Below are 23,674 nucleotides of genomic sequence, written 5' to 3'. Positions count from 1 at the left end.
GGTGCAGGCACTATACGGATGGCCCCGACCGCCTTGAAGGAAGCAATCCGCATACGCATATCCAGCGCGCGACTATGCGTAGTGCACGCGCATGCGCTCGAGGCACGCGCGCGCATTGCCCACGACGAGGTGACAACTGCAAGCGATCATGAGGTTGCGCGGCAGGCCGAAATCTTCCACGACCCAGCCGTCGGCATCATTGCCATTGGCGTTCGGCACCTGCCCGACGAGCGGCACGGCGGGCACGTTGTAGCACCACACCTCCTTGCCGCGGGCGATGGCGTAGCCGATTTCGAAGCACGTACCGGAGTCGGGCTCGTGCCCGCGAAAATCCGCCACGTTGGCGATCACGGCATCCGCCAGATCGATCAGCGCGATGTTCTGCCGGTAGATTTCAGCGGCGGTAGCAGGCCCATCTGCCTGGGGAGCGATCGTGTTATCCAGCGGGTACAGGCCGACAAAACCAAACTCTGCGCACAACACCTTCAGCGCCTCGCCGTGCGCAATGGGCTCCGGACGAAAAACGTCCGGCCCCGCGAGATACAGGCGCAACGTCATGACGCGGCCTGCGTCGAATGCACCGTCGAAGCACGTTCGACCAGCGTGCCGGGCAGCAACACGACACGGGCAGCCTCGCTCACGCCTTCGATGCGTTCATGCACGAATTCGACCGCCTTGTAGCCGATGTCATACGTTGGTTGCCGGATCGTGGTAGTGCCGATCAACTCGGCCCATTCTGGATCATCGATCGACAGCAGCGCCGCCCGCTCCTGCCAGGCTGGGCCAAACTGCATGCGCAGATGTCGCGCAACGACGAGCGCGACCGGCGCGTTGGCAACAAACAGCGCGAGTCGTTTTCCGCCTCGCTGATACACCGCATCGATGCGTGCATCGATCTCGGCCAGCGCACGCTCAGTTGAGGCCGGATCGTTCGGGTCGAGCACCACGGTCGGCTCCGCTGGCCGCCCTCGCGCTGCCATCGCCTCTCGAAAGGCAAGTTCGCGTTCACGCCGGGAACTGACCTGCTCAAACGGCTGCACGATGAACTGGATGGCATCGAAACCGTGATCCAGCAGATGTTGCACGCCCAGCCGGACGGCGTCGCGGTTATCAAGTCCCACGAGGTCGGCGTCGAACCCTTCTACCGTGCGATCCACCAGCACAGCGGGAATGCCGCCGCCCCGCAGCGGACGCAACACGGCCTCTTCCGCGCCGAGCGCGTTGACGATCAAACCTTCGACCCGGTACGTCGTCAGCAACTGGACGAACCGGCGCTCCATCTCGATCTCGTTTGCGGCGTGGCAGATGAGCGGCATGTAGCCCAGCGCGTGGCAAGCGGCTTCAACGCCTTGCAGGACTTCGATCGAGTAAGGATTGGTCAGATCGGCCACCAGCATGCCGAGCAGGCGATTGCGGCCGCGCTTGAGACCGCGCGCCATCTGGTTGGGCCGGTAGTTCAACCGCTGGATGGCGGCTTCGATGCGCTGTCGCAAATCTTCGGAAAGGACCTGCGTCTCGCCATTCAGATAGCGGGACACGCTGGTCTTGCCGGTTCCCGCTTCGCGGGCCACGTCGGTGATGGTCGCAGGGCGCGAGGAAGAGGATGGGAAATCAGTCACGTTGCGCTTCAGAGCAGGCCGTCGGCACGAGGGGCCGAAGCCGGAGTGCGAGGATCATAGCGCAATCCCGGCACGCGACTCACAAGGTGCGCGCGTGCTCCAGCACCTGTGGATTGACCAGGTTCTCACGCAACGTACCGACCAGCGCCTTGATCAGGTTGTCAGCCGCGCAGCGGGCCATTGCGTGTCGCGTCTCGTGCGTCGCGGAGCCGATATGGGGCAGTGCAACCACGTTGTTCATCGCCAGCAGTGGCGAGTTGGCCGGCAGCGGTTCGTGCTCGAACACATCGAGCCCCGCGCCGCGTATCGTCCCGTTACGCAACGCATCGATGAGCGCTGCTTCGTCGACGACGGCCCCACGCGATGCATTGATGAGAATCGCACTGCGCTTCATCTTCGCCAGTTCTGCCGCGCCGATCAGGTGCTGCGTTTCCGGCGTCAGCGGCACCTGCAGGCAAACAAAATCGGCTTCGGCCAGCAACGTGTCGAGCGCCACGCGGCGCGCGCCGTACTGCGCTTCGGCCTCGGGATGCGGATGCCGGTTCGTGTACAGGACAGACATCCGGAACCCCAGCGCCGCACGGCGGGCCAACGCCGCGCCGATCCGACCCAGCCCGACGATGCCGATCGTCTTGCCCTGGACATCCGTGCCGTAAAGTTCTGGCCCGATGCTACGCTGCCAGTTGCCGGCCCTGACCCACTCGGCCAACTCCACCACGCGACGCGCCGAGGCGAGGATCAGCGAAAACACGGTATCGGCGGTCGACTCGGTCAACGCATCCGGGGTGTGCGCAAGCGCAATGCCGCGACGCGTGAGATCGGGCACGTCGAAATTGTCATAGCCGACCGAAATCGTGGACCACGCCCTGAGCCTTGGCGCGCTGTCGAGCATCTGAGGCGTGATCTTCAGGCTCGCGCCGATCGCGCCTTCCGCGTTGGCAAGCGACTCGGTCAACGCCGCGGCGCCGTCAACCTGCACGAGTTCGACATGCTCGCGCAACTCGGCCACGACATCGTCGGGCAGCAGCTTGTAGGCAACGACAAGCGGTTTCATCGGTTCATTTCCCAGGGACAGGGTTGGCCAGCGGGTAAGCGTCACGCGGTTGCGGCTTGACGCAGAGCGTGAGCACCACGGCGGCCAACAGCGCCGCGCTCATGAATGCGTACGACGCCAGCGGAGAGCCCGTGGCACCGTTCAAGTAGCCAACGAAGTACGAGCCGACAAACGAACCGAGAGCGCCCATGCTGTTGATCAGCGCCATCGCGCCACCGGCGACGTTCTTCGGCAGCAACTCCGGCACGATCGCGAAGAACGGACCATACGGTGCATACATCGCCGCACCGGCAATCACGAGCAGCACATACGACATCCAGAAATGCGTTGAGCCGAGTGCAAACGATGCGGCAAACGCTGCGGCCCCCACCAGCAGGAACGGCCAGACGAACCCACGCCGCGACCCCACCTTGTCGGATGCCCACGACGCCGCGAGCATCGCGATGGTGGCCGCAAGATACGGCAGCGCAGACAGCCAGCCCGTCTCGACCATGCCAAGCGACGAGCCGTTCTTCACGATGGACGGTAGCCACAGCACGAAGCCATAGACGCCGATGCTCCAGCAGAAGTACTGCGCGCACAGCTTGATGACGACAGGCGAGCGGAAGGCCTCGCCATAGTTGCGCATCGGCTTGATGGCCGCCTGCTCCGCAGCCAGTGCCTGTTCGAGGTCGCGCTTTTCCTGTGGGCTCAGCCACGGCGCCTGCGCGGGCTTGTCCTGCACCAGGCACCACCAGCACACGGCCCAGATGATGGCGGGCACGCCCTCGGCGATGAACATATGGCGCCAGCCGAACTCGCGCACGAGGTAGCCCGATACCACCGACATCCAGAGCACGGTCACGGGATTGCCCAGAATCAGGAATGTATTCGCGCGCGAACGCTCGTGCTTGGTAAACCAGTTGCTGATGTAGATGAGCATCGCCGGCATGACGGCCGCCTCGACCACACCCAGCACAAACCGGATCGCCATCAACGTTGGAATGTCACTCACGACGCCCGTGAGCGCCGCGCACAAGCCCCACAACACGAGGCTGATGAACACGAGCTTCTTCACGCTGCGGCGCTCTGCGTAGATCGCGCCGGGAATCTGGAAGAAGAAATAGCCGAGGAAAAACAGCGCGCCAATCAACGACGACAGCCCCTGGCTGATCCCCAGATCGTGATTGATGCCGGCCGCCGCCGCGAAGCCATAGTTCGCGCGATCGAGGTAGGCCAGGCTGTAGGTGATAAAGACGATCGGCATGATCATCCACCAGCGCCGCGCAGCCAGTTGCGTTGCCATGGTCGTGTCTCCTTTGATGGTTTGCGTTGCCCGTGACGGGCGGCAGTCGAAGCGCTGCGTTACACGTTGGAAATGGGTTCCGGCTCGCATGCCATGCGGGCCGTTTGTTCAAGCACCTCGAGCGCGGCGCGCGTCGGCAGGCCTTCGGAATCTCCGATCACCTGGATCGCCAGTGCGCCAATACGGTTGCCGCGCGCAACAGCCAGATCGGGCGACAGCCCTTCAAGCAGCGCGCTGACAACGCCCACTGCAAAGCCGTCGCCCGCGCCCACTGTGTCGACGACGCGCGCTACACGCACGCCGTCGGCGATGCCTTCTGCTCCGTCGGCGGTCCGGTAGTACGCACCGGCCGCACCCAGCTTGATGGCCACACCTCGCGCACCTCGATCGAGATAGAAGCGCGCGATATCGGCCGGGGTGTCATAGCCGGTCAGTTGCTGCCCCTCGGCCAAGCCGGGCAGCACCCAATCGGAAAGCGACGCCAGCGCGTTGAGCGTGCTTACCATCTCCGCGGCGGACGGCCACAGCGTTGGGCGCAGGTTCGGATCGAAGGAGATCGAACCCCCGGCCGCACGCATCTCTCGCGCAAGGTGGAACGCCAGTTCACACGACGACGCTGAAATTGCGGGGGCCACGCCCGTCAGATGCAGATGGCGTGCGCCAAGCACGTAGTCGGCGACATAGTCGTCGCGCGAGAGCCGGCTGGCGGCCGAGCCCTTGCGGAAGTACTCCACACGCGGGTCACTGCCATCGTCGGCCCGCGACTTCAGCTGGAAGCCAGTCGGATATTGCGGGTCCACCGCCACGCATGAGACATCGATCCGTTCGCGCGCCAGCGTTTCCAGCACGTACTCGCCAAACGAATCCTGCCCCACCCGGCTCACATAGCCGACGCGAAAACCGAGGCGACTCAAGCCGATGGCCACATTCAGATCGGCACCCGCAATCCGCTTGGTGAACTGCGTGGCCTGCGCGAGCGGCCCCGGCGCCGTCGCCACGAACATCGCCATGGCTTCGCCGTAGGTGATGACATCCAACGTATGTGACATGCATAAGCTCCTTCGATGTCGCGTCCCCGTCAGGCGGCCTTGAGCCACATGACGTGTTGATGGGCATCGGCGACAGGATCGACCGTGTCGAACGGAAATTCGATGCCGCGCGGTACATCGCGGGGCAGCGCGGCCAGTACAGCGGCGAATCGGGCATCGTCGCCCGCAGGCGCCACGGCAAAGCGACGCGCGCCCTCGCCCGCGACGCTCTTGCAATGGATGTATTCGACGTACGGGGCCAGGGCCCGCGCGCACGCCAGCGGCGCTTCGCCCGACCATTCCCAGTTACCAACGTCGAACGTCATGCCCAGCATGTCCGCCGCATCCGCCCTTTCCAAGGCGTCGAACAAACTGCGGAACTGCGCCAGGGAGCCGCCCACCGCCTGTTGACCGTTCTCGACCAGCACCCGTGCGCGCCAGCCTCGCAGGAGTCGGGCCAGCAACTCCGCCGACGCATCGCCGGCAAAGCCGCCAAGCTGGAACTTCACGATGCGCGCACCCAAGGTTTGCGCTTCAACCAGCGCACCTCGGACAGCGACCGTGTCCAGAGCGCCGACGTCCGTGTACAGCGCGGCCGGCGTGGAATAGACCGCCCACAGACCACGCGCTGCCATCAGGCGGCCCAATGCAGTCAGTAAGTCAGCCGATACCGTGCCATCCAGCCCAGCGGGCAACAATTCACGCCGCACCTCGAAGCCGGCTGCGCCGACCGACGCGGCCAGGGGAACATAGGCGTGATGCCCCTGCGCGCGCACCTGAGCGGCGCCGAACGCGCTCGCCACGATCACGATATCTGCCATGTGTGCGCTTTTTCCGTTATGGAACCGGTTCCAATTGGAGCTATGTTGGTGGCTGCAGATCCTGAGCGCTATAGAGGAAATCCCTAGCGGCGGTAGCCGATGCGACCCGTCGGCCATTTGATCGGCGGCGGTCAGTGCGATGGCGCTATCGGGAAGGCACACCGCGCTGTCGATGTGAAAAGCCCGGCCACCAAAAGCGGAAGGAGACGGCAATCGTGCGGAGCACGGCAAACAAAAAGGGCCGACAGTTGCCTGTCAGCCCTTCGAATTTTGGTGGGTCCTGCGGGATTCGAACCCGCGACCAATAGATTAAAAGTCTACTGCTCTACCGACTGAGCTAAAGACCCCAAAGACCGCGATTATAGGAAGATATCTGCGATTCTGTCAACGCTCACCAGATCAAACGAGCTGCTCCATTCGCCACATCTGGTAGCGGAACGCCAGCACCGCACCGATCACGATGCCGGCCAGCGCGATGAACGAACCGATCGCCAGCGTCGACACGCCCGACAGCCCCTGCCCGATCGTGCAACCGAGCGCCGTGACGCCCCCAATGCCCATCAGGATGCCGCCAATGATGTGGTTGCCCGTGTCCTCGGCATTGGCAAAGCCCTCCCAGCGGAACGTGCGCGTGGCCAGCGCCACCGCTGCCGAGCCTGCAATCACGCCAAGCACGCTCACAATGCCGACCGTCAGTACCTTGGATGTATCACTGAAGAACATCAGCCACTCCAGCGTGTACGACACCGGAGCCACGAAGCTCAGCGCTTCCATGCGCCCGCTGTTGGTCGCCACAAACGCTTCCTGCAACGTGTTCGGATCTTCCTGCACGTAACCGAGATGCCCCGATACGTACCACATGCCGACGATGATGAGCCCGACGCCGATGCCGCCCAGCAGGTTGTCGCCCGTGCGGAAATCGCGCCCCAGCAGCGCCCACAGCGACAGCGCCCCGCCGATCCCCAGCGCCAGCACGAGACGCAGCGCGCGCGCATCGGTGGAGAACGCGTGGCCCAGCACGCTCGGCAGATCCTGCGACGTCGGCAACGCAACGGCTACGCTGTCCACCGTCGCCACACGCACCACCCCAAACACGCCCTTGAGCGTCATGTACGCCGCCAGCCCCAGGAACACGAACACCACGACCGACTTGAGATTGCCGCCGCCGATGCGCACCAGCGTCTTGCTGCCGCACCCCGAGCCCAGCACCATGCCGAAGCCGAACAACAGCCCGCCCACCAGCGACGACAGCCACAGCAGCTTGCTCGCCGTGTAGATCGTCTTGCTCGTATCGATCAGGCCAAGCCAGCTCAGGCATCCCGTGCCGATCATGGCCACGCCGATGGCCAGCGCCCACATGCGCAGCCGGTTCCAGTCGCCGATGTTGACGACATCGGACACCGCGCCCATGGTGCAGAAGTGCGTGCGCTGAAGGATCGCGCCAAACACGAACGTCAGCGCAAACGTGCCCCACAGCACTGTGTGGGACAACACGTTGAGATCGATATCGGGCATGGTGCCTCAGACGTAGCGGGTGGGGTCGGGCACGCCCGCGGCTTCAAAGCCGGCCTTGCGGATGCGGCACGAATCGCACACGCCGCAAGCGCGGCCGGCGTCGTCGGCCTTGTAGCACGACACGGTCAGGCCGTAGTCCACGCCCAGCCGCACACCGGCCTGGATGATCTCCGCCTTGGTCATGTTGATGATGGGTGCGTTCACGCGGATGCGCTCGCCTTCCACGCCGGCCTTCGTCGCCAGGTTGGCCAGCGTTTCGTACGCGGCAACGTATTCGGGACGGCAATCCGGATAGCCGGAGTAGTCCACGGCATTCGCGCCAAAGAACAGGTCACGTGCGCCAACCGCCTCGGCCCAGCCAAGCGCCAGCGACAGCATGATCGTGTTGCGTGCCGGCACATACGTGATCGGGATGCCCGATTGCACACCGTCGGTCGGTACATCGAGCGCATCGTCCGTCAACGCGGAGCCCCCGAACTTGCGCAAGTCCAGATCGACGATTTCATGGCGCACTGCGCCGAGCGCCGCCGCCACTTTCTTGGCTGCTTCCAACTCGGACGAATGGCGCTGGCCGTAGCGCATCGACAGCGCGTAAGTCTCAAAGCCGTCGGCATTGGCCATGGCAAGCACGGTGGCAGAGTCCAGGCCGCCTGAGAGCAGGACGATGGCGCGTTTTTTCATGGGCGAAGCCTTGCAAAGCAAATCGGGAAGGCCCGCATTTTAGCGTGCCGCCGCCCTGCCCGCGCCCAACCGGGCATATGCCCGCTATTCAGCGGTCCATGAAAAAACGCCCGCCGGTGCAGCCACGGGCGGGCGTTTGTTTACATGCCGGACGGCTTGCCGATCAGCGCATCGACTTCAGACGGCTTTGCGCCGTCTTAGCCTGCTCGGTGCCGGGATACTGCGAGACCACCGATTCCAGCGTCTTGCGTGCGGCCGCCTTTTGGCCAGACTCGCCCTGGTTGGTCGCCACCTGCAGCAGGGCATCGGGCGCCTTCGGATGCTGCGGATTGCTGCGCGCCATGTTCTCCAGCACGTAGCTCGAGCCCTTGTAGTCGCGCTGCGCATAGAGCGCGTTGCCCAGCCAGAATTGCGCCAGCGGCAGATACGGGCTTTGCGGATACTTCTTCACGAACGCCGAGAACTGGTTGCCCGCGCCCTTGAAGTCCCCGCCCTGGAACGCCTTGAGCGCAGCGTCGTATTCCGGCTTCTCGTTCGGCTGGACCATCCCTTCGCGACCGTCCACCGTCGCTTGCTGCGGCTCGAACTTCTTCAGGCGCGCATCGAGGTCGGCGTAGTAATCCTTTTGCTGCTTGGTCAGCGTATCGACGCTGTTCTGCAGGACTTCGTTCTGCCCGCGCAGGCGCGCCACTTCGGATTTGAGTGTCTCGATCTGGTTTTGCGCGTCGATCAGGTTCTTGCTGTTCTGATCGATGCGCTGGGCCGCCGTCGACTGGAAGTTGTTGAACTTGTCGCGCATGTCGATGATGGCGCGGCGCGCCTCATCGTCGTCAAACACCCCCGCTGCCGCCGGGCCGGCCACGGTGAGGGCGCCACCCGCGACGAGCGTCGCCATCAGGATGGCCCGACGCATGGCCCCATAAGCGCGCTGTTTCATCATCGTATTCATGTGATTGCCAACGTAAGAACGCCGGCCGCAACCTCGCAGCCGGCGCGTTCCACTTCAAACCATACCGATTAGTAGACGATGTCGGCGCGGCGGTTCTGTGCCCACGAGTCTTCGTCGTGGCCGGTCGCTTGCGGCTTTTCCTTACCCAGGCTCACGGCTTCCATCTGGCTGTCAGGCACGCCCATCGACGACAGGGCGCGACGCACGGCCTCGGCACGCTTCTGGCCCAGTGCGAGGTTGTATTCGCTCGTGCCGCGCTCGTCGGTGTTGCCCTGGATCAGGACCTTGCGCTGGTTGTGCGATTGCAGGTAGCGCGAGTGCTGACCCAGCAGGCCTTGGTACTCCGACTTGACCGAGTAGCTGTCGAAATCGAAGTAGATGCTGCGCTTGGCCAGCGGGCTGTTCGGGTCGGTCAGCTCGTCGCGGCCCACGTCCACCCGGGTCACCGTGCGGGCGTCAGCGCCCGTGCCAGCGGCACCGCCCGTCCCGTTCTTGGCGGTGTCATCGAGCTTCACGCCCGAGCTGCAAGCGCCCAGGGCCAGCAGCGCGGCAATGGCTGCAAGTTTGATCATGGTTTGGGACTTCGACATGTCCGATTTCTCCTGTTGGAACAGCTTCGTTATTGCATGAAAGGACCCCACGCCGGCTCACGAACTTCGCCGGCCTGGAGGGAAAGAACCTGACGCGTGCGGCCATCGGTGGACACAGCGGCCAACACCGATTTGCCGCCAACGCGCGTGGCATACAGGATGAACTTGCCGTTGGCCGCAAAGCTCGGCGATTCATCGCTAGAGGTGTCCGTCAACGCGTTCACATCGCCATTCGACAAATCCTGCGTGTACAGGCGGAAGGCACCGCCCACGCGCGAAATGTACGCCAACAGCTTGCCGTCTGGCGACACGCGCGGGCTCGTGTTGTAGTTGCCCTTGAACGTCACGCGTTGCGCACCGCCCGCCTCTTCGCCGTCAACCGACATGCGATAGATCTGCGGTGCGCCACCGCGGTCGCTGGTGAAGTAGATGGAGCGGCCATCCGGCGAGAACGACGGCTCGGTATCGATCGCGCTGCTGCGGCTCAGGCGGCGCAGGCCCGAGCCATCGGCGTTGACCAGGTAGACCTGCGTATTGCCATCGCGCGAGAGCGAGACCGCCACATGACGGCCGTCCGGCGACCAGGCCGGCGCAGAGTTGCTGCCCTTCTGGTTCGAGATGACCGTGCGGCGGCCTGCCACCAGGTCGTGCACATACACCACCGGCTTCTTGCTCTCGAACGACACATACGCGACCTTGGTGCCATCCGGCGACCACGCCGGCGAGATGATCGGCTCGTTGCTCGTCAATGCGATCTGCGGGTTGGCGCCGTCCGAGTCGGAAATCTGCAGCTGGAAGCGGCGGCCGACCTTGGACACGTACGACAGGCGCGTTGCAAAAACACCGCGCTCGCCAATCAGCTTCTGGTAGATGTAATCGGCAATTTCGTGTGCGGCCAGGCGCAGTTGGCCGGGGCCGCGCGTAAGCGACAGACCGCCCAGGCTTTCGCCCTTGGCGGTGTCATACAGGCGGAAGCGGATTTCGTAGCGGTCGCCGTTACGGGTCACGGTGCCGCCCACGAATGCTGCGGCGCCCTTGGCTTTCCAGGCACCCAGGTCAGGTGCGGGGCTCTCCGGTACCACGGCGCCCGCAACATCGACGTTCGAGAAGCGGCCGCTGCGCACCAGGTCTGCCCGGACGATGGCCGAGAGGTTTTGCGGGGCCTGCGCCTCGCCCTGGAAGTTGGCGATCGCGATCGGGTACTGGCTGGCGCCGACGCCCGAGATCTCCACATTGAGCTGGGCATGGGCCACGCCGGCGCACGCTGCGGTCAGCAGCAGTGCCTGCGTAGCGCGTCGGAACATCGGGATCCACATCGTTCGCATCATGTTCATCTTCCCTACTGTCAAATCCGGAATCTGAGTACGCTGGCCAGCGCCACTTTGAGGAGCGCCAACCCGTTATTCCTTCGGCCGGAACGTCAGGATGACGCTCGACGGCGCTTTGCCGTTGGTATCGCGTGGCAGCGGGTCGGAGCGCTCGACCGCACGCATCACCGCTTCGTCATAGGCGCCATTGCCGCTCGATTTCGTCAGGCGCTTGGACAGGATCGAACCGTCCGGCGCCATCTGCACCGACACCACTGCCGACGGGTTGCCATTGACGGCCGAAGGATCGAACAGGATGTTCGGCTTGACCTTGGCCCGTACGCGCTCGGCATATCCTGCCGACGCCGTACCGCCCGTGCCTTGGGCATTGCCGACACCGCCGCCGGAGCCCGCCACCGTCCCCGTCGCACCCGCACCCGCCATCGCACGCAGACGGTCCAACTGCGCCTGGCGTTGTGCATTGGCGCGCGACTCATTCGCCTTATGCTCGGCGTCGGCCTTGGCTTTGGCTTCTGCGGCGACCTTGGCCTTCAATTCCTTCTGCTTCGCATCGGCTTCCGCCTTGGCCTTCGCTTCGGCCTGGGCTTGCAGCTGTGCATTCTTGCGGGCCTGCGCTGCGTCCGCGGCAGCCTTCTCAGCGGCCTTTTCCTTGGCCTGATGTTCTGCCAAGGCCTTGCGTTGGAGTTCCGCCTGACGCACCTGCTGCTCTTCCTTCAGACGGGCTTGACGCTGGGCTTCGGCGCGTTCTTCGGCGGCGCGGCGGGCGAGTTCGGCCTCACGGGCGGCAGCAGCTTCCTGCTCGCGCTTACGCTTCTGCTGCTCCAGCGCGATATCGGCTTCCTCTTCCACCTTGGCCGGCGGTGCCTTGATCACCGGTTCGGGCTTGACCTCGGGCACCGGCGCGGCCTGCTGCACGGCCTGCTGAACCGCCGCCTCGTCCCACAGTTCGGCTTCCTCGCCGCGCGGGGTGCTGCTCTGCCACTGCACGCCAAAGTACAGAAAGATGATCAGCAGAACGTGTGTCAGGACCGCCAGCCCGAATGCGCGCAGCGTGCCGCGCTCGCGAACAGGCTCGTAACGGTGCAACGACGTCGTAGCCATGACGTTCAGGTTGCCTCGCCCGGATTCTTCAGCGTGCTCATGACGATTTCACCATCAGGCCGACGCGCTTCACGCCATCGCCCTTGAGCACGCTCATCACGGTCAGCACGCGGTCATACTGGACCGACTTGTCGGCGGCAATCACGACGGGCTGATCAGGATTTTCGTCAGTGCGCTGCTTCACAAATGCGCGCAGCTCGTTGTTGTTGGCGAGCTTCTGCTCGGTTGCTCCCGAACCGGTCTTGATGCGAGCAAGGATCGTGCCGTCGCCCTTGATCGTCACGACGATGGGCGGCTGGGTCTGCTGCGGCGTGGCGTTGGCCACCGAGGGCAGATTGACCACGCCCGGGTTCACCACGGGTGCCGCCACCATGAAGATGACCAGCAGCACCAGCATCACGTCGATGTACGGAACAACGTTGATGTCAGCCTTGGCCCGTCGGGCGCGGCGCGTTCGCTGGATGGTAGCCATGAGCGCGACTCCTTAGCGCGTCTGGCGCTGGAGGATGTTCGAGAACTCTTCCATGAAGCTCTCGAACCGGTTGGCCAGGCGGTCCATTTCGGTAGCGTAGCGGTTGTAGGCGATCACCGCCGGAATGGCCGCAAACAGACCGATGGCCGTGGCGACCAGCGCTTCGGCAATACCGGGCGCCACCGCCGACAGCGTCGCCTGCTGCACGTTGGACAGGCCGCGGAAGGCGTTCATGATCCCCCAGACCGTGCCGAACAGGCCGATATACGGACTGACCGAGCCGACCGACGCCAGGAATGGCAGGTGCGATTCGAGCGAGTCCATCTCACGCTGGTAAGCCGCACGCATGGCACGGCGGGAAGCATCGAGGATGGCACTCGGATCGCCGCCGCCGCGCTGCAGCTCACGCGCTTTCAAATATTCACGCATGCCGGCTTCAAAGATGCGCTCAAGCGCGCCGGTGGTGTGGCGGTTGTTGGCGGCGCTCTGATACAGCGCCTGAAGGTCGCCGCCAGCCCAGAAATCGCGCTCGAACGATTCGGTCTGGCTGCGCGCGGCGCGCAGGGCGAAGGCTTTGCGGAAGATGTACGTCCAGGAGAACAGCGACATCACCAGCAGCAGGCCCATGACGAATTGGACCAGGAGGCTGGCGTGCAGCACCAGCGAGACGATCGACAGATCTTGTGTGACCTCGACGGGATTCATGCGGCGGCTTTGATGGTTGCGAGTACGGGAGCGGGAATCGGGGTCGGCCGGAAAGTGAGCCGGTCGACACATCCAACACGAATCGTGCCTGATGCGAGCAAAACGTCGCCACGCCAGCCTTCTTGGGCGAATTGGACAGACGCAGGGCCAACCCGTTCCATACGCGAACGGATCTGCAGCAGGTCATCCAGGCGCGCCGGCGCGCGGTAATCCACGGCGGTGCTGCGGACCACGAAAATGGCCCCGGTCGTGTCGGCCAGAGCCTGCTGGTCGACCCCAAGCGCGCGCAGCCACTCGGTGCGGGCGCGCTCAAAAAATTTCAAATAGTTGGCGTAAAACACCACGCCGCCTGCGTCGGTATCTTCCCAATACACGCGCAGGTTCCAGTCAAAAGAAGCCATCGAGTAATTTTACCAAGACGCAAGTGACGGCCAGACATCCACCGACTGGCCGAGGGCTTGCGCTCGAATTCAGGCCATGCCTCGCGTCACGCTGGTGGCCGAGAATGACTGGCAAACGGGCATCAGCTCCATCGCGTTGACATTGAAGTGCGCGGGAAGCGCCGCCATCCAGTAGACCGCCTCGGCAATATCGTCCGCCGTCAGCGCTTCCGTGCCTTCGTAGACCTTCTCTACGCGGGCATCGTCCCCCTTGAAACGGACGTTGGAAAACTCGGTGCCCGAGCAAAGACCTGGCTCAACGTTCGATACGCGGACGCGGGTACCAGTCAAGTCCGCGCGCAAGTTCAACGAGAACTGGCGGACGAACGCCTTGGTGGCGCCGTACACGTTGCCGCCCGGGTATGGGTACGTCCCCGCAATCGAGCCGATATTGATGATGTGTCCGCGATTGCGCTCGACCATGGCCGGAAGTAACGCACGCGTCATATGAACCAGCCCGGAGCAGTTGGTGCCGATCATGCGGTCCCAATCGGTCAGGTCAGCGCGCTGGGCAGGTTCAAGGCCGAGAGCCAGACCGGCGTTGTTGACGAGCACGTCGACTTCGCGCCAGCCCTCGGGCAGGGTGCCCGGCAAGGCAGCAACGGCATCGACGTCCAGCACATCCAGCACGAACGGCAGCACCGCCTCGCCCAACTCGGCCTTGAGCGCATCAAGACGGTCCTGGCGGCGCCCTGCCGCGATCACACGATGGCCTTCTTGTACGAAACGCCGCGCGATGGCCGCGCCGAACCCGGCGGTTGCGCCGGTCACGAATACGATCATGAAAGTGTCTCCGGACCTGAAAATGCGAAAGATCAGAGTTTACCTGAAGCCTTGTACCTTATTGCACCGCAATGTGCGTGTCTGCACGCCCGCTTCTTGCGGCGGCCATGGGGCTGTCGTACACTCGCGAACAACCATTCCACCTTGCGCGACTGGCGAATCCTGAAGCCGCTTCAGCGGCTTCGACATGTGGGCAGCGACCACGAGGAAGCGCAAGGTTTCTGGCGTCATGCACAACGGCGCCTGCCGCTCGCCTGGGCAGCGAATGGGAAGCACAGGGTGACTCGGACACCTCTGCAATCGGCCAACGCTGAGCGCAGTCGTTCAAGCCGCGCGCATGTTTCCCCACGCCTCGCCCGATCTCTGCCATTTCCGTTTCGTTTCAGACCAGACACTCGCCATGTTCGAACGCAGCCGCTATACGATCGACCAGATCGATCCCGAAATCTTTGCCGCCATCCAGAAGGAAAATCAGCGTCAGGAAGACCACATCGAGCTGATTGCCTCTGAGAACTACACCTCCCCGGCCGTGATGGCCGCGCAGGGCTCGCAACTGACCAACAAGTACGCCGAGGGCTACCCCGGCAAGCGTTACTACGGCGGTTGCGAATACGTGGACGTGGTGGAACAGCTCGCCATCGATCGCGTGAAGCAGCTCTTTGGGGCCGAAGCTGCCAACGTGCAGCCAAACTCGGGCTCGCAGGCCAACCAGGGCGTGTTCTTCGCCGTGCTCAAGCCGGGCGACACGATCATGGGGATGAGCCTGGCCGAAGGCGGCCACCTGACCCACGGCATGGCGCTCAACATGAGCGGCAAGTGGTTCAACGTGGTCAGCTACGGCCTGAACGCTCAGGAAGACATCGACTACGACGCGCTCGAAGCCCTGGCGCAAGAGAAGAAGCCGAAGCTGATCATTGCCGGCGCATCGGCATTTGCGCTGCGCATCGATTTCGAACGCATCGGCAAGATCGCCAAGTCGATTGGTGCGTACTTCATGGTGGACATGGCCCACTACGCGGGCCTGATCGCTGCCGGTGTGTACCCGAACCCGGTGCCGCACGCCGACTTCGTCACGACCACCACGCACAAGAGCCTGCGCGGCCCGCGCGGCGGCGTGATCCTGATGAAGGCCGAACACGAGAAGGCCATCAACTCAGCGATCTTCCCGGGCATCCAGGGCGGCCCGCTGATGCACGTGATTGCCGGCAAGGCGGTGGCGTTCAAGGAAGCACTGTCGCCCGAGTTCAAGGCTTACCAGGAACAGGTGGTGAAGAACGCGGCAGCCATGGCCGAAACGCTGATGGCCCGCGGCCTGCGTATCGTCTCCGGCCGCACCGAAAGCCACGTGATGCTGGTCGACCTGCGCGCCAAGAAGATCACCGGCAAGGAAGCCGAAAAGGTACTGGGTGATGCACACATCACGGTCAACAAGAACGCCATTCCGAATGACCCGGAAAAGCCGTTCGTGACGTCGGGCGTGCGCCTGGGTTCGCCTGCCATGACCACGCGTGGCTTCAAGGAAGCCGAGGCGGTGAAGGTCGCCCACCTGATCGCCGATGTGCTGGACAACCCACACGACGAAGCGAACATCGCCGCCGTGCGCGCCAAGGTGGCTGAGCTGACCAAGCAGTTCCCGGTCTACGCCTAAGGCATCCGCCGATGGCCGGATCTTCCGGCCACGTAGTACCCTGCCGCGATGCGCCCCGAATTGAATGAGGGGCCATCGCGGCGTTGTTCTTTTAGCGCAGTGCGTTCTTTGAGGTTGCCGAGGAGACCACCGGCATGAAATGCCCCTTTTGCGGCCACGCGGCCACCCAGGTGATTGATACCCGCATGTCGGAAGAAGGCGACACCGTGCGCCGCCGCCGTCGCTGCGAATCCTGCGACCGCCGCTTCACCACCTACGAACGCATCGAGCTGTTCTTCCCGGCCGTCGTCAAAAAGAACGGCAGCCGCGTCGACTACGACCGCAACAAGGTCAAGGATTCCATGCGCCTGGCGCTGCGCAAGCGCCCCGTTTCCGCCGAAGCCATCGACGAGGCCATCGCCCGCATCGAAGAAAAACTCCTCAGCCACGGCGAAAAGGAAATCGGCAGCGACCGCGTGGGCGAACTGGTGATGCGCGAACTCAAGCGGCTGGACAAGATCGGGTACATCCGCTTTGCGTCGGTGTACCGGAGTTTTGAGGATCTGGCTGAGTTTCGGGACGTGCTGGACGAGGTTGCGGCGACGAATGTGCGGAAATAGCACGCACGCGAACGGCTTCTATCGCCGCTGCGCTCCGGCCGACGACTACCAGCAGCTCGATGCCGTAAGCGTGCCCCCAGATACCATTTTATTCCCCGCCTGATCGTAGCTGAAGGTACCGCATGCATCCGTTGCCTGACCGGCCTGCGGAACGGCTTGAACCGTATAGACCGTCTGCGTAGGCACGACAGAGAAGCTCAGAGCGTAGTAGCCGTTGTCTGACTTGGTATTGGTGTAAACGCCGCTGGCGCCCAATGTCGCGCCAGCGTAGGTGTTGCCCAATGAGCGGTATTGCTCCATTTTCTGAGCCACCGCGAGCAATGCCGTTTTGGCATCCGCGCGCCTGGACTTTTGTATGTAGCCGTTGAGCGACGGATACGCCACGACGGCGAGGATGCCCACAATAGCGACCGTGATCATCAGCTCAACCAATGTGAAGCCGCGGGGCAAACGCCGAGAGCGAGAGAGTCCTGTGTTCATTGGAAGTAGATAACTGAAATCGTCCGTTCAGAGGCGTCCTTTGGATCCAGCAGGAAACGAATCTCTTGCCCCAGACGCAACGACGAGAGGCGGCCCTCATCCCCAGCAGGGCCAAATACGCGCACCGCACGACCGACCTGAAGGCGGTTACCCTGCACGTCGATCTCACCTTTATCCAGATTGAGCGCGGTGACCACGCCACGTATCATGCGAGGTGCTTCACTCGCATGGGGCCGCGCCCGACTCGACGCCGGGCTGGGCGTCACGCCACCAGGCTCGCCACCTCCCACCGCCAGCGCACCATATGCTGCATTGCCTGCCAGCACAAAGGTGGCAATCACACATAGCTTCTTCATACCTGCCCCCTCAGTTCAATTGCCGCCATGCAACACGGCCACGGGAACCCTTACCTGCCGTTTCACCAATCACTTGAATGGCACCCGCCGAAGTATTGACGTATTTGTTTTCAAATGGCGAGGCGCCCGGTGCTTGGATGGGCTGCAAAAAGCCCGGAGCAGCGGGAATTGAGCCGACTTGTCGACCACTCGTATTGGCGGGCGAACCGCCATATTGGAGTAGATCCGAGTTGTTGATGACTCCGTCGCCATTGGTATCGAAGGTCGGACTATCCAAACGGTTGCCCGTAAAGACATCCAGCTCCATCACCCAGCCGGTACCCCCGGCGCTGCATTGGGCGGTGGACGGGATGACAGTGTTAAAAATCACACGACCCGAACGAATGGTCGCATCTGTCACAGCACGCTCTCCGGTAGTCGGCAAGTTGATGTACCAACCGAGCTTCGAGCTGTTGTAGGACCCAAGTGAAATTGCATTGTCGCCGGACCGAAGCGCGTCCAAGGTTGGCGCTCCTACGGCGTGTGTCGTGATGCGATACGTGTTGCCGTCGGGACCTGTTGTTGTGCCCAACACCGATTGCTGCTGAAGATTAGACAGGCCGCTGATCGTGGCGCCCTTGTCGATGATGCCGTAGAAGGTCTGTCCAGCCGTCGACGCTGTATCGGTCGTTGTGAAGTACTGCCCCGTGCCGAAGACCAGGAGGTAGTTACCTTGCAAATTTCGAGTCACGTCCGGGCGTACCGTAATCGGCTGCCCCCCCGTACTGAACAACGGCTGCGGACTGCCGGAGGTACCAAATGCAACCCCCCAATTGCTGACCGTGCTGCTCGACAGGTCGAACTTCCACATGTTGCCCGCCAGATCGCCGGCATAAACAACGTCGGCAATGCCATCCCCGTTGGTATCAACGGCGACAGGTCCTGACAGGCCATTTGGCGCAGCAGTAGTGCCAGCGTTCGTATCGATCTTTGCAGTGACCGCTCCGGTTTCTGCATCCAACACAAACAGCACTGCGTGGCCGGTCGTGCTCGCCGCACCATCAGACTGCGTGCTGTTGTAACCATTGGCCACAATAACGGACCACCTTCCGTTGTTTGTTTTGACGATCAACGGTTGGCCAAAGCTATAGCCCATGTCTGCGTCATTCGCGTCGGTGAATTCCCAGCGCGCGACCTGGCTCGCAGCCGACTCGGTGAACTTCGACGGATCGGTGACGTCGAGCGCGAAAATGCCCTGTCCTCCACCGGCCAGCGCGCCTGACAGCAACGTATGCCACCCGCTCTTATAGAAGGTGTCCCCCACCGTGACGGAGCCGTCCGCGAAGTACTGGTGTGTGTAGGTCGGAGCGGTCAGCATACTGAGGTTGCTGTAGATGGCCGCCGGAACATAGGCCATCGACTCTTTCCCCGTAGACGCATTGATGCCGTGCAGCATGCCGTCATTGGCTCCGACGTAGATCATCGGCGTTCGATTGCGCCAAGTCGATACGAATGCGGAGTAAGGGGCGCTCTCCATGTTGTCTGGATAGTTGAACGCAGGCGCGCCGACATAGTTCGGCGATGAGTGAATGATGTCGCCCAGCTTGCTCGTCGGACGATTGCGAAACGAAGGTGTGCAGGACCCACACGTATTGGCTTCGTTGGCATTGTTGCCACGCAGATAGGTCACACGCTGCGAGCCATAGCCATCGTTGGTGGTCTGGCTGGCGTTGTAGTTCAGCTTGGTCGATTGAGCCGCGTCCATCTCGGTCGCCTTCGGCGAACCCGGCGATACAGGCCACCGGAACGGAATACCGCGAGCGCCAAGAGCCGCAGACGGCTTGTACGTCAGGATCTGGCGCCCGGTATCCCAGTTCTGGGAATTGATCTGCTGGCCGGCATCCCAGAGTTGGCTGCCGATCGAACCGTCCGAGTTAATGGCATATGCAAGCAACTGCCCCGACCAGTCGGCGCTGCTGAACTTGGCCTGATACAAGGCAGTGCCTGTCCCCCAGGAACCCGCGTTCAGGGAAACGGCCGAAGCCGCTGCCACCTTGGTGGTAATGTCCGCCGCGATGCTTTGGAACTGCTGCTGCAGCGTTGCGGGATCCGTGCTCAGGTAAGCATTGCCCGTCCCCCCGAGCTTTGCCATTTGGTTGAGCGCAGCTACCGAAGCGGGGTTGGACACCGTGCTACCCATCCCGACCACGTAGGTCTGAATGTCAAAGGGACTCGTATAACCCTTAACGCTCGTACTGCGTAACGCCGTGATTTGACTGAACACATCGTTCGCAGCGTTGGAGAACGTCCACTGTCCAGTGCTCGAGTTATAGGTGCTTTGCTGATCGGAAAGCGCCCACATCGAACCATCGGTCTTGCCGGTGGGGTTGCCATCGGTCGCTAACAGCACAAAGTTCTTCTGGCAACTTTGAGTCACAGGCGTCGAATAGCCAGTCTGCGAGCCCGCGAAGTAACTCCTCGCCGTTTGCAGACTGCCAGAGAGAGGTGTAGCCACCGCCCCGTTCTTGATTTCGAGCTTGCTGTGGCCGCTCGCTGCTGAATTTGAGTTTGTCTCCGGCGCCAGATAATCGATCAGATTCTGGTAGTGCGAGGGCGAATCCGCCTGCACAGCTTCCAGCATTTTGCCGGACCCGCTTATGTTGGCATAGTAGCCCCACGCACGCGATAGCCAGATCATTCGTGAGTAAGGAGGATTGCCCGGCAGAAACCCGGCGTCGGTCGGGGTAAAGCCAACTTGCTGGCAACCCGAGAAGTCACCGGAATTCCAGGTCGACACGTTGGCGTGGTTCTGGCACCCGTTGTAATTGGTATTGGGATTGCTGGTCGTCCCCCCCGATAAGCCAATAGCCCACGGATACGGCCACGTACCGTTGTAGTACAAGACGTCATTGATGGCAGGATCATCGCCACTGAGCTCGTAAGTCAAATACGAATACGAGGCACCCGATTGCGGATTCGGGACGCAGCGCAGGCCGCCGTTCGATGCGGAAATGCCGTTGACACAGTCATTTGTGAACACCATGGTGCTGGCGCTCCCAAAGAAGTAGGCATACGTGTTGTACAGGCTGGGCCCCGGTGAATCGAACGTCGCTAGGCCCCAGTTGAATTGGGTGCGATAGTTCGAGATGGTCGACGTAATCACCGAGCGCGCAATGTTGCCACGTGTGGTCGGATCGTTGCCCGCGATCAACTTGCCCGTCATCGTCCCGTCCATGGACTGCGAGTTGTCATAGACCACCAAAATATTGGGGGTGGCTGTGTTGCTCGACAGAAACAGCGGATATTGCGCGATGGTGAGCAGCGCCGCGTTAGTTGTCAGCGGCAGCAGCGAGCTGATCAACAGCGCGAGCGCCTTGACTAAGAAAGATTGTGTCTTCATGGCCTCAGCGCTTCACGTAAATGGATTCTAGAACGACGTGGGTTTCGGGGCGTGCGCCGGTCGAGTAGACCGTGATCCGGTAAGCCGTCCCTCCTGCTGGAGGCTTCACACCAATCCCAATACTCTCGCCGGCCGGCACGGATAGTCCAGAGAGTTTTTCAATGACGTATAGCGGCTGGGATGCAACATTGGGCAATGCAACTGCCCCCGTATAAGCGCCATATGTGCGTGTATTCGCACCGTTAGTCCAATCGATCAAAGAGGATACCGACGCCGATTTTGGCGTTGACCACGACGAGGGTGGCGTGCACAACCCGTTCGTGCACGCCTGCACAAAAGCCGTTGTGGTCGTGATGTTTTGAGCAACATCCAATTCGGCATCACGAAGGGCCGCTTCTGCAGCCTGAAAGGCAAGCTTGCTGTCTTTGCTGTTGCCCAACATCATTTCCTGCATCACCGAGCCATTGACGAGCGCCAACCCTAGAAGCGTCAGGAGCACCAGAAACACCAACGCAACAGGCAAAGCAACACCGCCTTGAGCAACGCGCAGCCTATTCAAATTCAGCAGTAGCATCACATCACCCGGTTGCGCAGCGTAATTACGCTCGTAAACACCGAGCGTATTCTTCTGTCGGCTGCCGTCGCCGAAGCGCCATTGAAGGTATAGGTTTGAGCAATGGGCGACACGCTGTTCTGAACCGATGCCATCAAGAGCTGAATCCGCACACTGACTACGTTGTTCCAGGTACCAACGTTATCTGCAGTGACATAGCGGTTCGCGGCTTGGTCGTTATCCGTGTCTTCCCCATAGAGAAGAACCAGGTTATCAACACCCTCAACCAGTTCCTGGGGCTGACCCGCACCCGTGTAGTCAGGCACGCTGTAAGACCACAAGGAGTTCACCGCTTTGTTCCTGGCACTCTGGGCAACGAAATAGGTTTTGGTCACAACACGGTACGCCGATGCATCCGTGTTGAAGACATGCGTGAGATCCGCACTGGCATTGCCAGGCGTTGGCACAGCAACGGCTGCATGCGACAGCGAACCAGTCGTTGGACTGCTCGTGACCTGCGTCGCCTGAAAGACCGCTTGAGCTTCACAGTCGGAGACGAGGATGTAGTCACCCTGAGCAAACGGCGCGCTTGCCTCCACCGTCACCGCACCAGTTGTTCCCGTCATCTGCGCAGTTAATGCAGCGCCATTGTCGTAGGTGCGCTTGATGGCAATGACATCTGTCCCCGCAATCGGAGGTTGCGGAAGGCTGCTGATGCTCGTATCGAGCGCCGGCGTCCACGTTGATCCACTGCCGTGGTAACCAAAAAGCGTCTGATCAAATCGATTGTTAAAGGAGCCCGGCGAGTTCAGGGTATTGACCGGCGAGTTGGCCATGCCGTTACAACCGCGAAAACCGGTCATGCGGATGTCCTGCTCGATCGCCTCAACCGCAAAGCGGGCGCTTTCCTCCAAGCGCCCCACCGTATCGACCACGCGCGATGTTTGACGACCCGAGAGATAGATCGAAACGGCAATGCCCACGAGCAGCAAACCCAGGGTCAATCCGACCATGAGTTCAACTAGTGAGAGGCCGGTTTGTCGGCGATTCATCATGGCTTGAAGCTCTGCGAGAGCATCTGTTGCTGGCCGTTCTCGGTCCACCAGACCATAACGGCGTACACGTTTCCGCCACCGTCACAGCCAGGCGCGGTGGGCGTCGCAGTCGGCGATATTTTGCTGGTCAAGCAAACCACACCAGCACCTTGCGGAAGCTGCGTACTAAGCTCGTTCGACCACTCGTAGTAGTCGTTCTGAGCAATTTGCGCTGCCGAGCAGCCCGCTGAATTCGACACACAATTGGGATTGCTAGCGGCACCCGACAGGCTGCTGTAGGCGCCCGCAGAATAGCCCGTAAGGTTAGCGCGTATTCTGTCGCTTATCTCATACGCCAAGTAAACGGCTTTGCTTCGTTGCGTGGAAATGTTCGAACTGGACATCCCGATCAATTGCAAGCGTGAGAACCCGATTAAGCCGACAGAAATGACCAGAAGCGCAATCAGCGCTTCCAACAGCGCGTAGCCTCGTGCAGTGGAGTTCAGGGGGCGAGCATTCATGGGCACGTTGCGCTGGCAGCATCGACCAGTCCGTTCGGCTGAATCGTGATTTGATATCCCGACGTACCGCTGGCGGTGGAACACACCTTCAATTGGCGCAGCACGGCCGGCGACAGAAAACCATGGGCATCGAACTTGAGAGCGCCGTTGTTCGGCACGCTCAGCGTGAACCCAGGTGGCAAGGCATCGTGTGCACGCAACACCTCCCCACTATCAACCACCCCGTTGGCATTTAAATCGACCCAGACAGACCAACCCGCGCCCCATTCGTTACCTACCACTCCAGACGCGCCTGACAAAACCACGCTCACTGGAATGCCGCGTTTAGCGGCCTCGCTTCGCGCCAAAGCGAGCGAGGACATGACCTCAGTTTGCACAGCAAAAACACGATTGCTACGCAGCATCGGTGCGAAAGAAGGGATCGCGACCACCAAGAGAATGGCGAGAATCGCCAAGACCACCATTAGCTCGGTCAGCGTGAAGCCGCGAGTTGCCAATAATGTCGTGACAATAGGCGAGCCGCCCGATTGGCCTTGTAGTGCGCGCGAATAGCGCAGTCGCGCCGATACCAAGCTCGGGTGAGCCTGAACGACTTTGCGAAACCAAAGGGCGAAAAGAGAACCGCGAACCAATGCGCGCATCTCAACTCTCAGCCGGAATGCCGTTGCCTGATCGCGCACCCACATCGCCCAATGGGCGAGATCCCGTTAAGCATGACTCGAACCCCCGACTA

Annotated in this window: 25 protein-coding genes, 1 tRNA gene and 1 riboswitch; of the genes, 2 read left to right on the top strand and 24 right to left on the bottom strand. The window is 62.0% G+C overall.

Features of this window, described 5'->3' with window-relative positions:
- Window positions 1-72 precede the first annotated feature (72 nt).
- From ACUXH0_RS17420 to ydfG, 17 genes are all read right to left on the bottom strand, one after another.
- Window positions 73-558, bottom strand: a complete 486-nt coding sequence (locus tag ACUXH0_RS17420; protein WP_182594408.1) for a nucleoside 2-deoxyribosyltransferase — start codon at window positions 556-558, stop codon at window positions 73-75.
- Window positions 555-1,619 (bottom strand): LacI family DNA-binding transcriptional regulator, encoded by a 1,065-nt coding sequence (locus tag ACUXH0_RS17415; protein WP_182594407.1) that lies wholly within the window; start codon window positions 1,617-1,619, stop codon window positions 555-557. The genes ACUXH0_RS17420 and ACUXH0_RS17415 overlap by 4 nt, the downstream gene beginning before the upstream one ends.
- Before the next feature lie 79 nt (window positions 1,620-1,698).
- Window positions 1,699-2,673, bottom strand: a complete 975-nt coding sequence (locus tag ACUXH0_RS17410; protein WP_182594406.1) for an NAD(P)-dependent oxidoreductase — start codon at window positions 2,671-2,673, stop codon at window positions 1,699-1,701.
- Between the two features lie 4 nt (window positions 2,674-2,677).
- Window positions 2,678-3,958: an MFS transporter gene (locus ACUXH0_RS17405; protein ID WP_182594405.1), complete on the bottom strand. Its 1,281-nt coding sequence runs from the start codon at window positions 3,956-3,958 to the stop codon at window positions 2,678-2,680.
- Window positions 3,959-4,017: 59 nt separating this feature from the next.
- Window positions 4,018-5,007 (bottom strand): sugar kinase, encoded by a 990-nt coding sequence (locus tag ACUXH0_RS17400; RefSeq protein ID WP_182594404.1) that lies wholly within the window; start codon window positions 5,005-5,007, stop codon window positions 4,018-4,020.
- A 29-nt stretch (window positions 5,008-5,036) separates the two neighbouring features.
- Entirely contained in the window at window positions 5,037-5,807 is a 771-nt protein-coding gene (locus ACUXH0_RS17395) for a sugar phosphate isomerase/epimerase family protein (protein WP_182594403.1), read from the bottom strand.
- Between the two features lie 271 nt (window positions 5,808-6,078).
- Window positions 6,079-6,154: transfer RNA gene (locus ACUXH0_RS17390), tRNA-Lys, on the bottom strand.
- Window positions 6,155-6,206: 52 nt separating this feature from the next.
- The gene (locus ACUXH0_RS17385) at window positions 6,207-7,322 is read right to left on the bottom strand and encodes a YeeE/YedE family protein (RefSeq protein WP_004629501.1); all 1,116 of its coding nucleotides are present in this window, start codon (window positions 7,320-7,322) and stop codon (window positions 6,207-6,209) included.
- Between the two features lie 6 nt (window positions 7,323-7,328).
- Window positions 7,329-8,003, bottom strand: a complete 675-nt coding sequence (queC, locus tag ACUXH0_RS17380; RefSeq protein ID WP_012435072.1) for a 7-cyano-7-deazaguanine synthase QueC — start codon at window positions 8,001-8,003, stop codon at window positions 7,329-7,331.
- A 163-nt stretch (window positions 8,004-8,166) separates the two neighbouring features.
- Window positions 8,167-8,952: a tol-pal system protein YbgF gene (ybgF, locus tag ACUXH0_RS17375; protein WP_004629505.1), complete on the bottom strand. Its 786-nt coding sequence runs from the start codon at window positions 8,950-8,952 to the stop codon at window positions 8,167-8,169.
- 68 nt (window positions 8,953-9,020) lie between these two features.
- Entirely contained in the window at window positions 9,021-9,542 is a 522-nt protein-coding gene (gene pal / locus ACUXH0_RS17370; protein ID WP_182594402.1) for a peptidoglycan-associated lipoprotein Pal, read from the bottom strand.
- 29 nt (window positions 9,543-9,571) lie between these two features.
- A complete protein-coding gene (gene tolB / locus ACUXH0_RS17365; RefSeq protein WP_182594401.1) occupies window positions 9,572-10,876 on the bottom strand; it encodes a Tol-Pal system beta propeller repeat protein TolB in 1,305 nt (434 codons plus the stop codon).
- 66 nt (window positions 10,877-10,942) lie between these two features.
- The gene (gene tolA / locus ACUXH0_RS17360; RefSeq protein WP_004629513.1) at window positions 10,943-11,971 is read right to left on the bottom strand and encodes a cell envelope integrity protein TolA; all 1,029 of its coding nucleotides are present in this window, start codon (window positions 11,969-11,971) and stop codon (window positions 10,943-10,945) included.
- 37 nt (window positions 11,972-12,008) lie between these two features.
- Window positions 12,009-12,443, bottom strand: a complete 435-nt coding sequence (gene tolR / locus ACUXH0_RS17355) for a protein TolR (RefSeq protein WP_004629515.1) — start codon at window positions 12,441-12,443, stop codon at window positions 12,009-12,011.
- A gap of 12 nt (window positions 12,444-12,455) precedes the next feature.
- Window positions 12,456-13,148, bottom strand: a complete 693-nt coding sequence (gene tolQ, locus ACUXH0_RS17350) for a protein TolQ (protein ID WP_004629517.1) — start codon at window positions 13,146-13,148, stop codon at window positions 12,456-12,458.
- Window positions 13,145-13,549, bottom strand: a complete 405-nt coding sequence (gene ybgC / locus ACUXH0_RS17345) for a tol-pal system-associated acyl-CoA thioesterase (protein WP_004629519.1) — start codon at window positions 13,547-13,549, stop codon at window positions 13,145-13,147. Before ybgC ends, tolQ begins: the two co-directional genes overlap by 4 nt.
- 69 nt (window positions 13,550-13,618) lie before the next feature.
- Window positions 13,619-14,371 carry a bifunctional NADP-dependent 3-hydroxy acid dehydrogenase/3-hydroxypropionate dehydrogenase YdfG gene (gene ydfG, locus ACUXH0_RS17340; protein WP_182594400.1) on the bottom strand — a complete coding sequence of 251 codons (753 nt, stop codon included), beginning with the start codon at window positions 14,369-14,371 and terminating at the stop codon, window positions 13,619-13,621.
- Window positions 14,372-14,509: 138 nt separating this feature from the next.
- A riboswitch (ZMP/ZTP riboswitch) is annotated at window positions 14,510-14,638 on the top strand.
- Between the two features lie 133 nt (window positions 14,639-14,771).
- On the opposite strand from ydfG, the gene glyA reads away from it, so the two are divergent.
- Window positions 14,772-16,019 carry a serine hydroxymethyltransferase gene (gene glyA / locus ACUXH0_RS17335; protein ID WP_024973368.1) on the top strand — a complete coding sequence of 416 codons (1,248 nt, stop codon included), beginning with the start codon at window positions 14,772-14,774 and terminating at the stop codon, window positions 16,017-16,019.
- A gap of 134 nt (window positions 16,020-16,153) precedes the next feature.
- The gene (nrdR, locus tag ACUXH0_RS17330) at window positions 16,154-16,618 is read left to right on the top strand and encodes a transcriptional regulator NrdR (protein WP_004629525.1); all 465 of its coding nucleotides are present in this window, start codon (window positions 16,154-16,156) and stop codon (window positions 16,616-16,618) included.
- A 45-nt stretch (window positions 16,619-16,663) separates the two neighbouring features.
- On the opposite strand, the gene ACUXH0_RS17325 is transcribed toward nrdR, so the two are convergent.
- Genes ACUXH0_RS17325 through ACUXH0_RS17295 form a run of 7 tightly spaced genes read right to left on the bottom strand, consistent with a single transcriptional unit; the run spans window position 16,664 to window position 23,582 of the window.
- Window positions 16,664-17,098 (bottom strand): type IV pilin protein, encoded by a 435-nt coding sequence (locus tag ACUXH0_RS17325; RefSeq protein ID WP_182594399.1) that lies wholly within the window; start codon window positions 17,096-17,098, stop codon window positions 16,664-16,666.
- Window positions 17,095-17,454, bottom strand: a complete 360-nt coding sequence (locus ACUXH0_RS17320; RefSeq protein WP_004629529.1) for a hypothetical protein — start codon at window positions 17,452-17,454, stop codon at window positions 17,095-17,097. Before ACUXH0_RS17320 ends, ACUXH0_RS17325 begins: the two co-directional genes overlap by 4 nt.
- Before the next feature lie 10 nt (window positions 17,455-17,464).
- A complete protein-coding gene (locus ACUXH0_RS17315; protein WP_182594398.1) occupies window positions 17,465-20,833 on the bottom strand; it encodes a pilus assembly protein in 3,369 nt (1,122 codons plus the stop codon).
- Window positions 20,834-20,837: 4 nt separating this feature from the next.
- A complete protein-coding gene (locus ACUXH0_RS17310; protein ID WP_004629531.1) occupies window positions 20,838-21,407 on the bottom strand; it encodes a pilus assembly PilX family protein in 570 nt (189 codons plus the stop codon).
- Entirely contained in the window at window positions 21,407-22,441 is a 1,035-nt protein-coding gene (locus ACUXH0_RS17305) for a PilW family protein (RefSeq protein WP_012435066.1), read from the bottom strand. The genes ACUXH0_RS17310 and ACUXH0_RS17305 overlap by 1 nt, the downstream gene beginning before the upstream one ends.
- On the bottom strand, window positions 22,438-22,941 hold the full coding sequence (pilV, locus tag ACUXH0_RS17300) for a type IV pilus modification protein PilV (RefSeq protein ID WP_004629533.1): 504 nt from the start codon (window positions 22,939-22,941) through the stop codon (window positions 22,438-22,440). The genes ACUXH0_RS17305 and pilV overlap by 4 nt, the downstream gene beginning before the upstream one ends.
- Entirely contained in the window at window positions 22,938-23,582 is a 645-nt protein-coding gene (locus tag ACUXH0_RS17295) for a GspH/FimT family pseudopilin (protein ID WP_012435065.1), read from the bottom strand. The genes pilV and ACUXH0_RS17295 overlap by 4 nt, the downstream gene beginning before the upstream one ends.
- Between the last annotated feature and the right edge of the window lie 92 nt (window positions 23,583-23,674).

It is taken from the genome of Ralstonia sp. 110700041-2 (assembly GCF_056280165.1).
Note: the sequence above shows the minus strand (reverse complement) of the source record. Positions and strands in the feature narration are given on the sequence as shown.

Excerpts from the sequence above, each read along its gene's own strand:
- ACUXH0_RS17420 (WP_182594408.1), bottom strand. The coding sequence starts at position 558 with ATGACGTTGCGCCTGTATCTCGCGGGGCCGGACGTTTTTCGTCCGGAG.
- ACUXH0_RS17410 (WP_182594406.1), bottom strand. The coding sequence starts at position 2,673 with ATGAAACCGCTTGTCGTTGCCTACAAGCTGCTGCCCGACGATGTCGTG.
- ACUXH0_RS17405 (WP_182594405.1), bottom strand. The coding sequence starts at position 3,958 with ATGGCAACGCAACTGGCTGCGCGGCGCTGGTGGATGATCATGCCGATC.
- ACUXH0_RS17400 (WP_182594404.1), bottom strand. The coding sequence starts at position 5,007 with ATGTCACATACGTTGGATGTCATCACCTACGGCGAAGCCATGGCGATG.
- ACUXH0_RS17395 (WP_182594403.1), bottom strand. The coding sequence starts at position 5,807 with ATGGCAGATATCGTGATCGTGGCGAGCGCGTTCGGCGCCGCTCAGGTG.
- ACUXH0_RS17385 (WP_004629501.1), bottom strand. The coding sequence starts at position 7,322 with ATGCCCGATATCGATCTCAACGTGTTGTCCCACACAGTGCTGTGGGGC.
- queC (WP_012435072.1), bottom strand. The coding sequence starts at position 8,003 with ATGAAAAAACGCGCCATCGTCCTGCTCTCAGGCGGCCTGGACTCTGCC.
- ybgF (WP_004629505.1), bottom strand. The coding sequence starts at position 8,952 with ATGAATACGATGATGAAACAGCGCGCTTATGGGGCCATGCGTCGGGCC.
- pal (WP_182594402.1), bottom strand. The coding sequence starts at position 9,542 with ATGTCGAAGTCCCAAACCATGATCAAACTTGCAGCCATTGCCGCGCTG.
- tolB (WP_182594401.1), bottom strand. The coding sequence starts at position 10,876 with ATGAACATGATGCGAACGATGTGGATCCCGATGTTCCGACGCGCTACG.
- tolA (WP_004629513.1), bottom strand. The coding sequence starts at position 11,971 with ATGGCTACGACGTCGTTGCACCGTTACGAGCCTGTTCGCGAGCGCGGC.
- tolR (WP_004629515.1), bottom strand. The coding sequence starts at position 12,443 with ATGGCTACCATCCAGCGAACGCGCCGCGCCCGACGGGCCAAGGCTGAC.
- tolQ (WP_004629517.1), bottom strand. The coding sequence starts at position 13,148 with ATGAATCCCGTCGAGGTCACACAAGATCTGTCGATCGTCTCGCTGGTG.
- ybgC (WP_004629519.1), bottom strand. The coding sequence starts at position 13,549 with ATGGCTTCTTTTGACTGGAACCTGCGCGTGTATTGGGAAGATACCGAC.
- ydfG (WP_182594400.1), bottom strand. The coding sequence starts at position 14,371 with ATGATCGTATTCGTGACCGGCGCAACCGCCGGGTTCGGCGCGGCCATC.
- glyA (WP_024973368.1), top strand. The coding sequence starts at position 14,772 with ATGTTCGAACGCAGCCGCTATACGATCGACCAGATCGATCCCGAAATC.
- nrdR (WP_004629525.1), top strand. The coding sequence starts at position 16,154 with ATGAAATGCCCCTTTTGCGGCCACGCGGCCACCCAGGTGATTGATACC.
- ACUXH0_RS17325 (WP_182594399.1), bottom strand. The coding sequence starts at position 17,098 with ATGAACACAGGACTCTCTCGCTCTCGGCGTTTGCCCCGCGGCTTCACA.
- ACUXH0_RS17320 (WP_004629529.1), bottom strand. The coding sequence starts at position 17,454 with ATGAAGAAGCTATGTGTGATTGCCACCTTTGTGCTGGCAGGCAATGCA.
- ACUXH0_RS17315 (WP_182594398.1), bottom strand. The coding sequence starts at position 20,833 with ATGAAGACACAATCTTTCTTAGTCAAGGCGCTCGCGCTGTTGATCAGC.
- ACUXH0_RS17310 (WP_004629531.1), bottom strand. The coding sequence starts at position 21,407 with ATGCTACTGCTGAATTTGAATAGGCTGCGCGTTGCTCAAGGCGGTGTT.
- ACUXH0_RS17305 (WP_012435066.1), bottom strand. The coding sequence starts at position 22,441 with ATGATGAATCGCCGACAAACCGGCCTCTCACTAGTTGAACTCATGGTC.
- pilV (WP_004629533.1), bottom strand. The coding sequence starts at position 22,941 with ATGAATGCTCGCCCCCTGAACTCCACTGCACGAGGCTACGCGCTGTTG.
- ACUXH0_RS17295 (WP_012435065.1), bottom strand. The coding sequence starts at position 23,582 with ATGCGCGCATTGGTTCGCGGTTCTCTTTTCGCCCTTTGGTTTCGCAAA.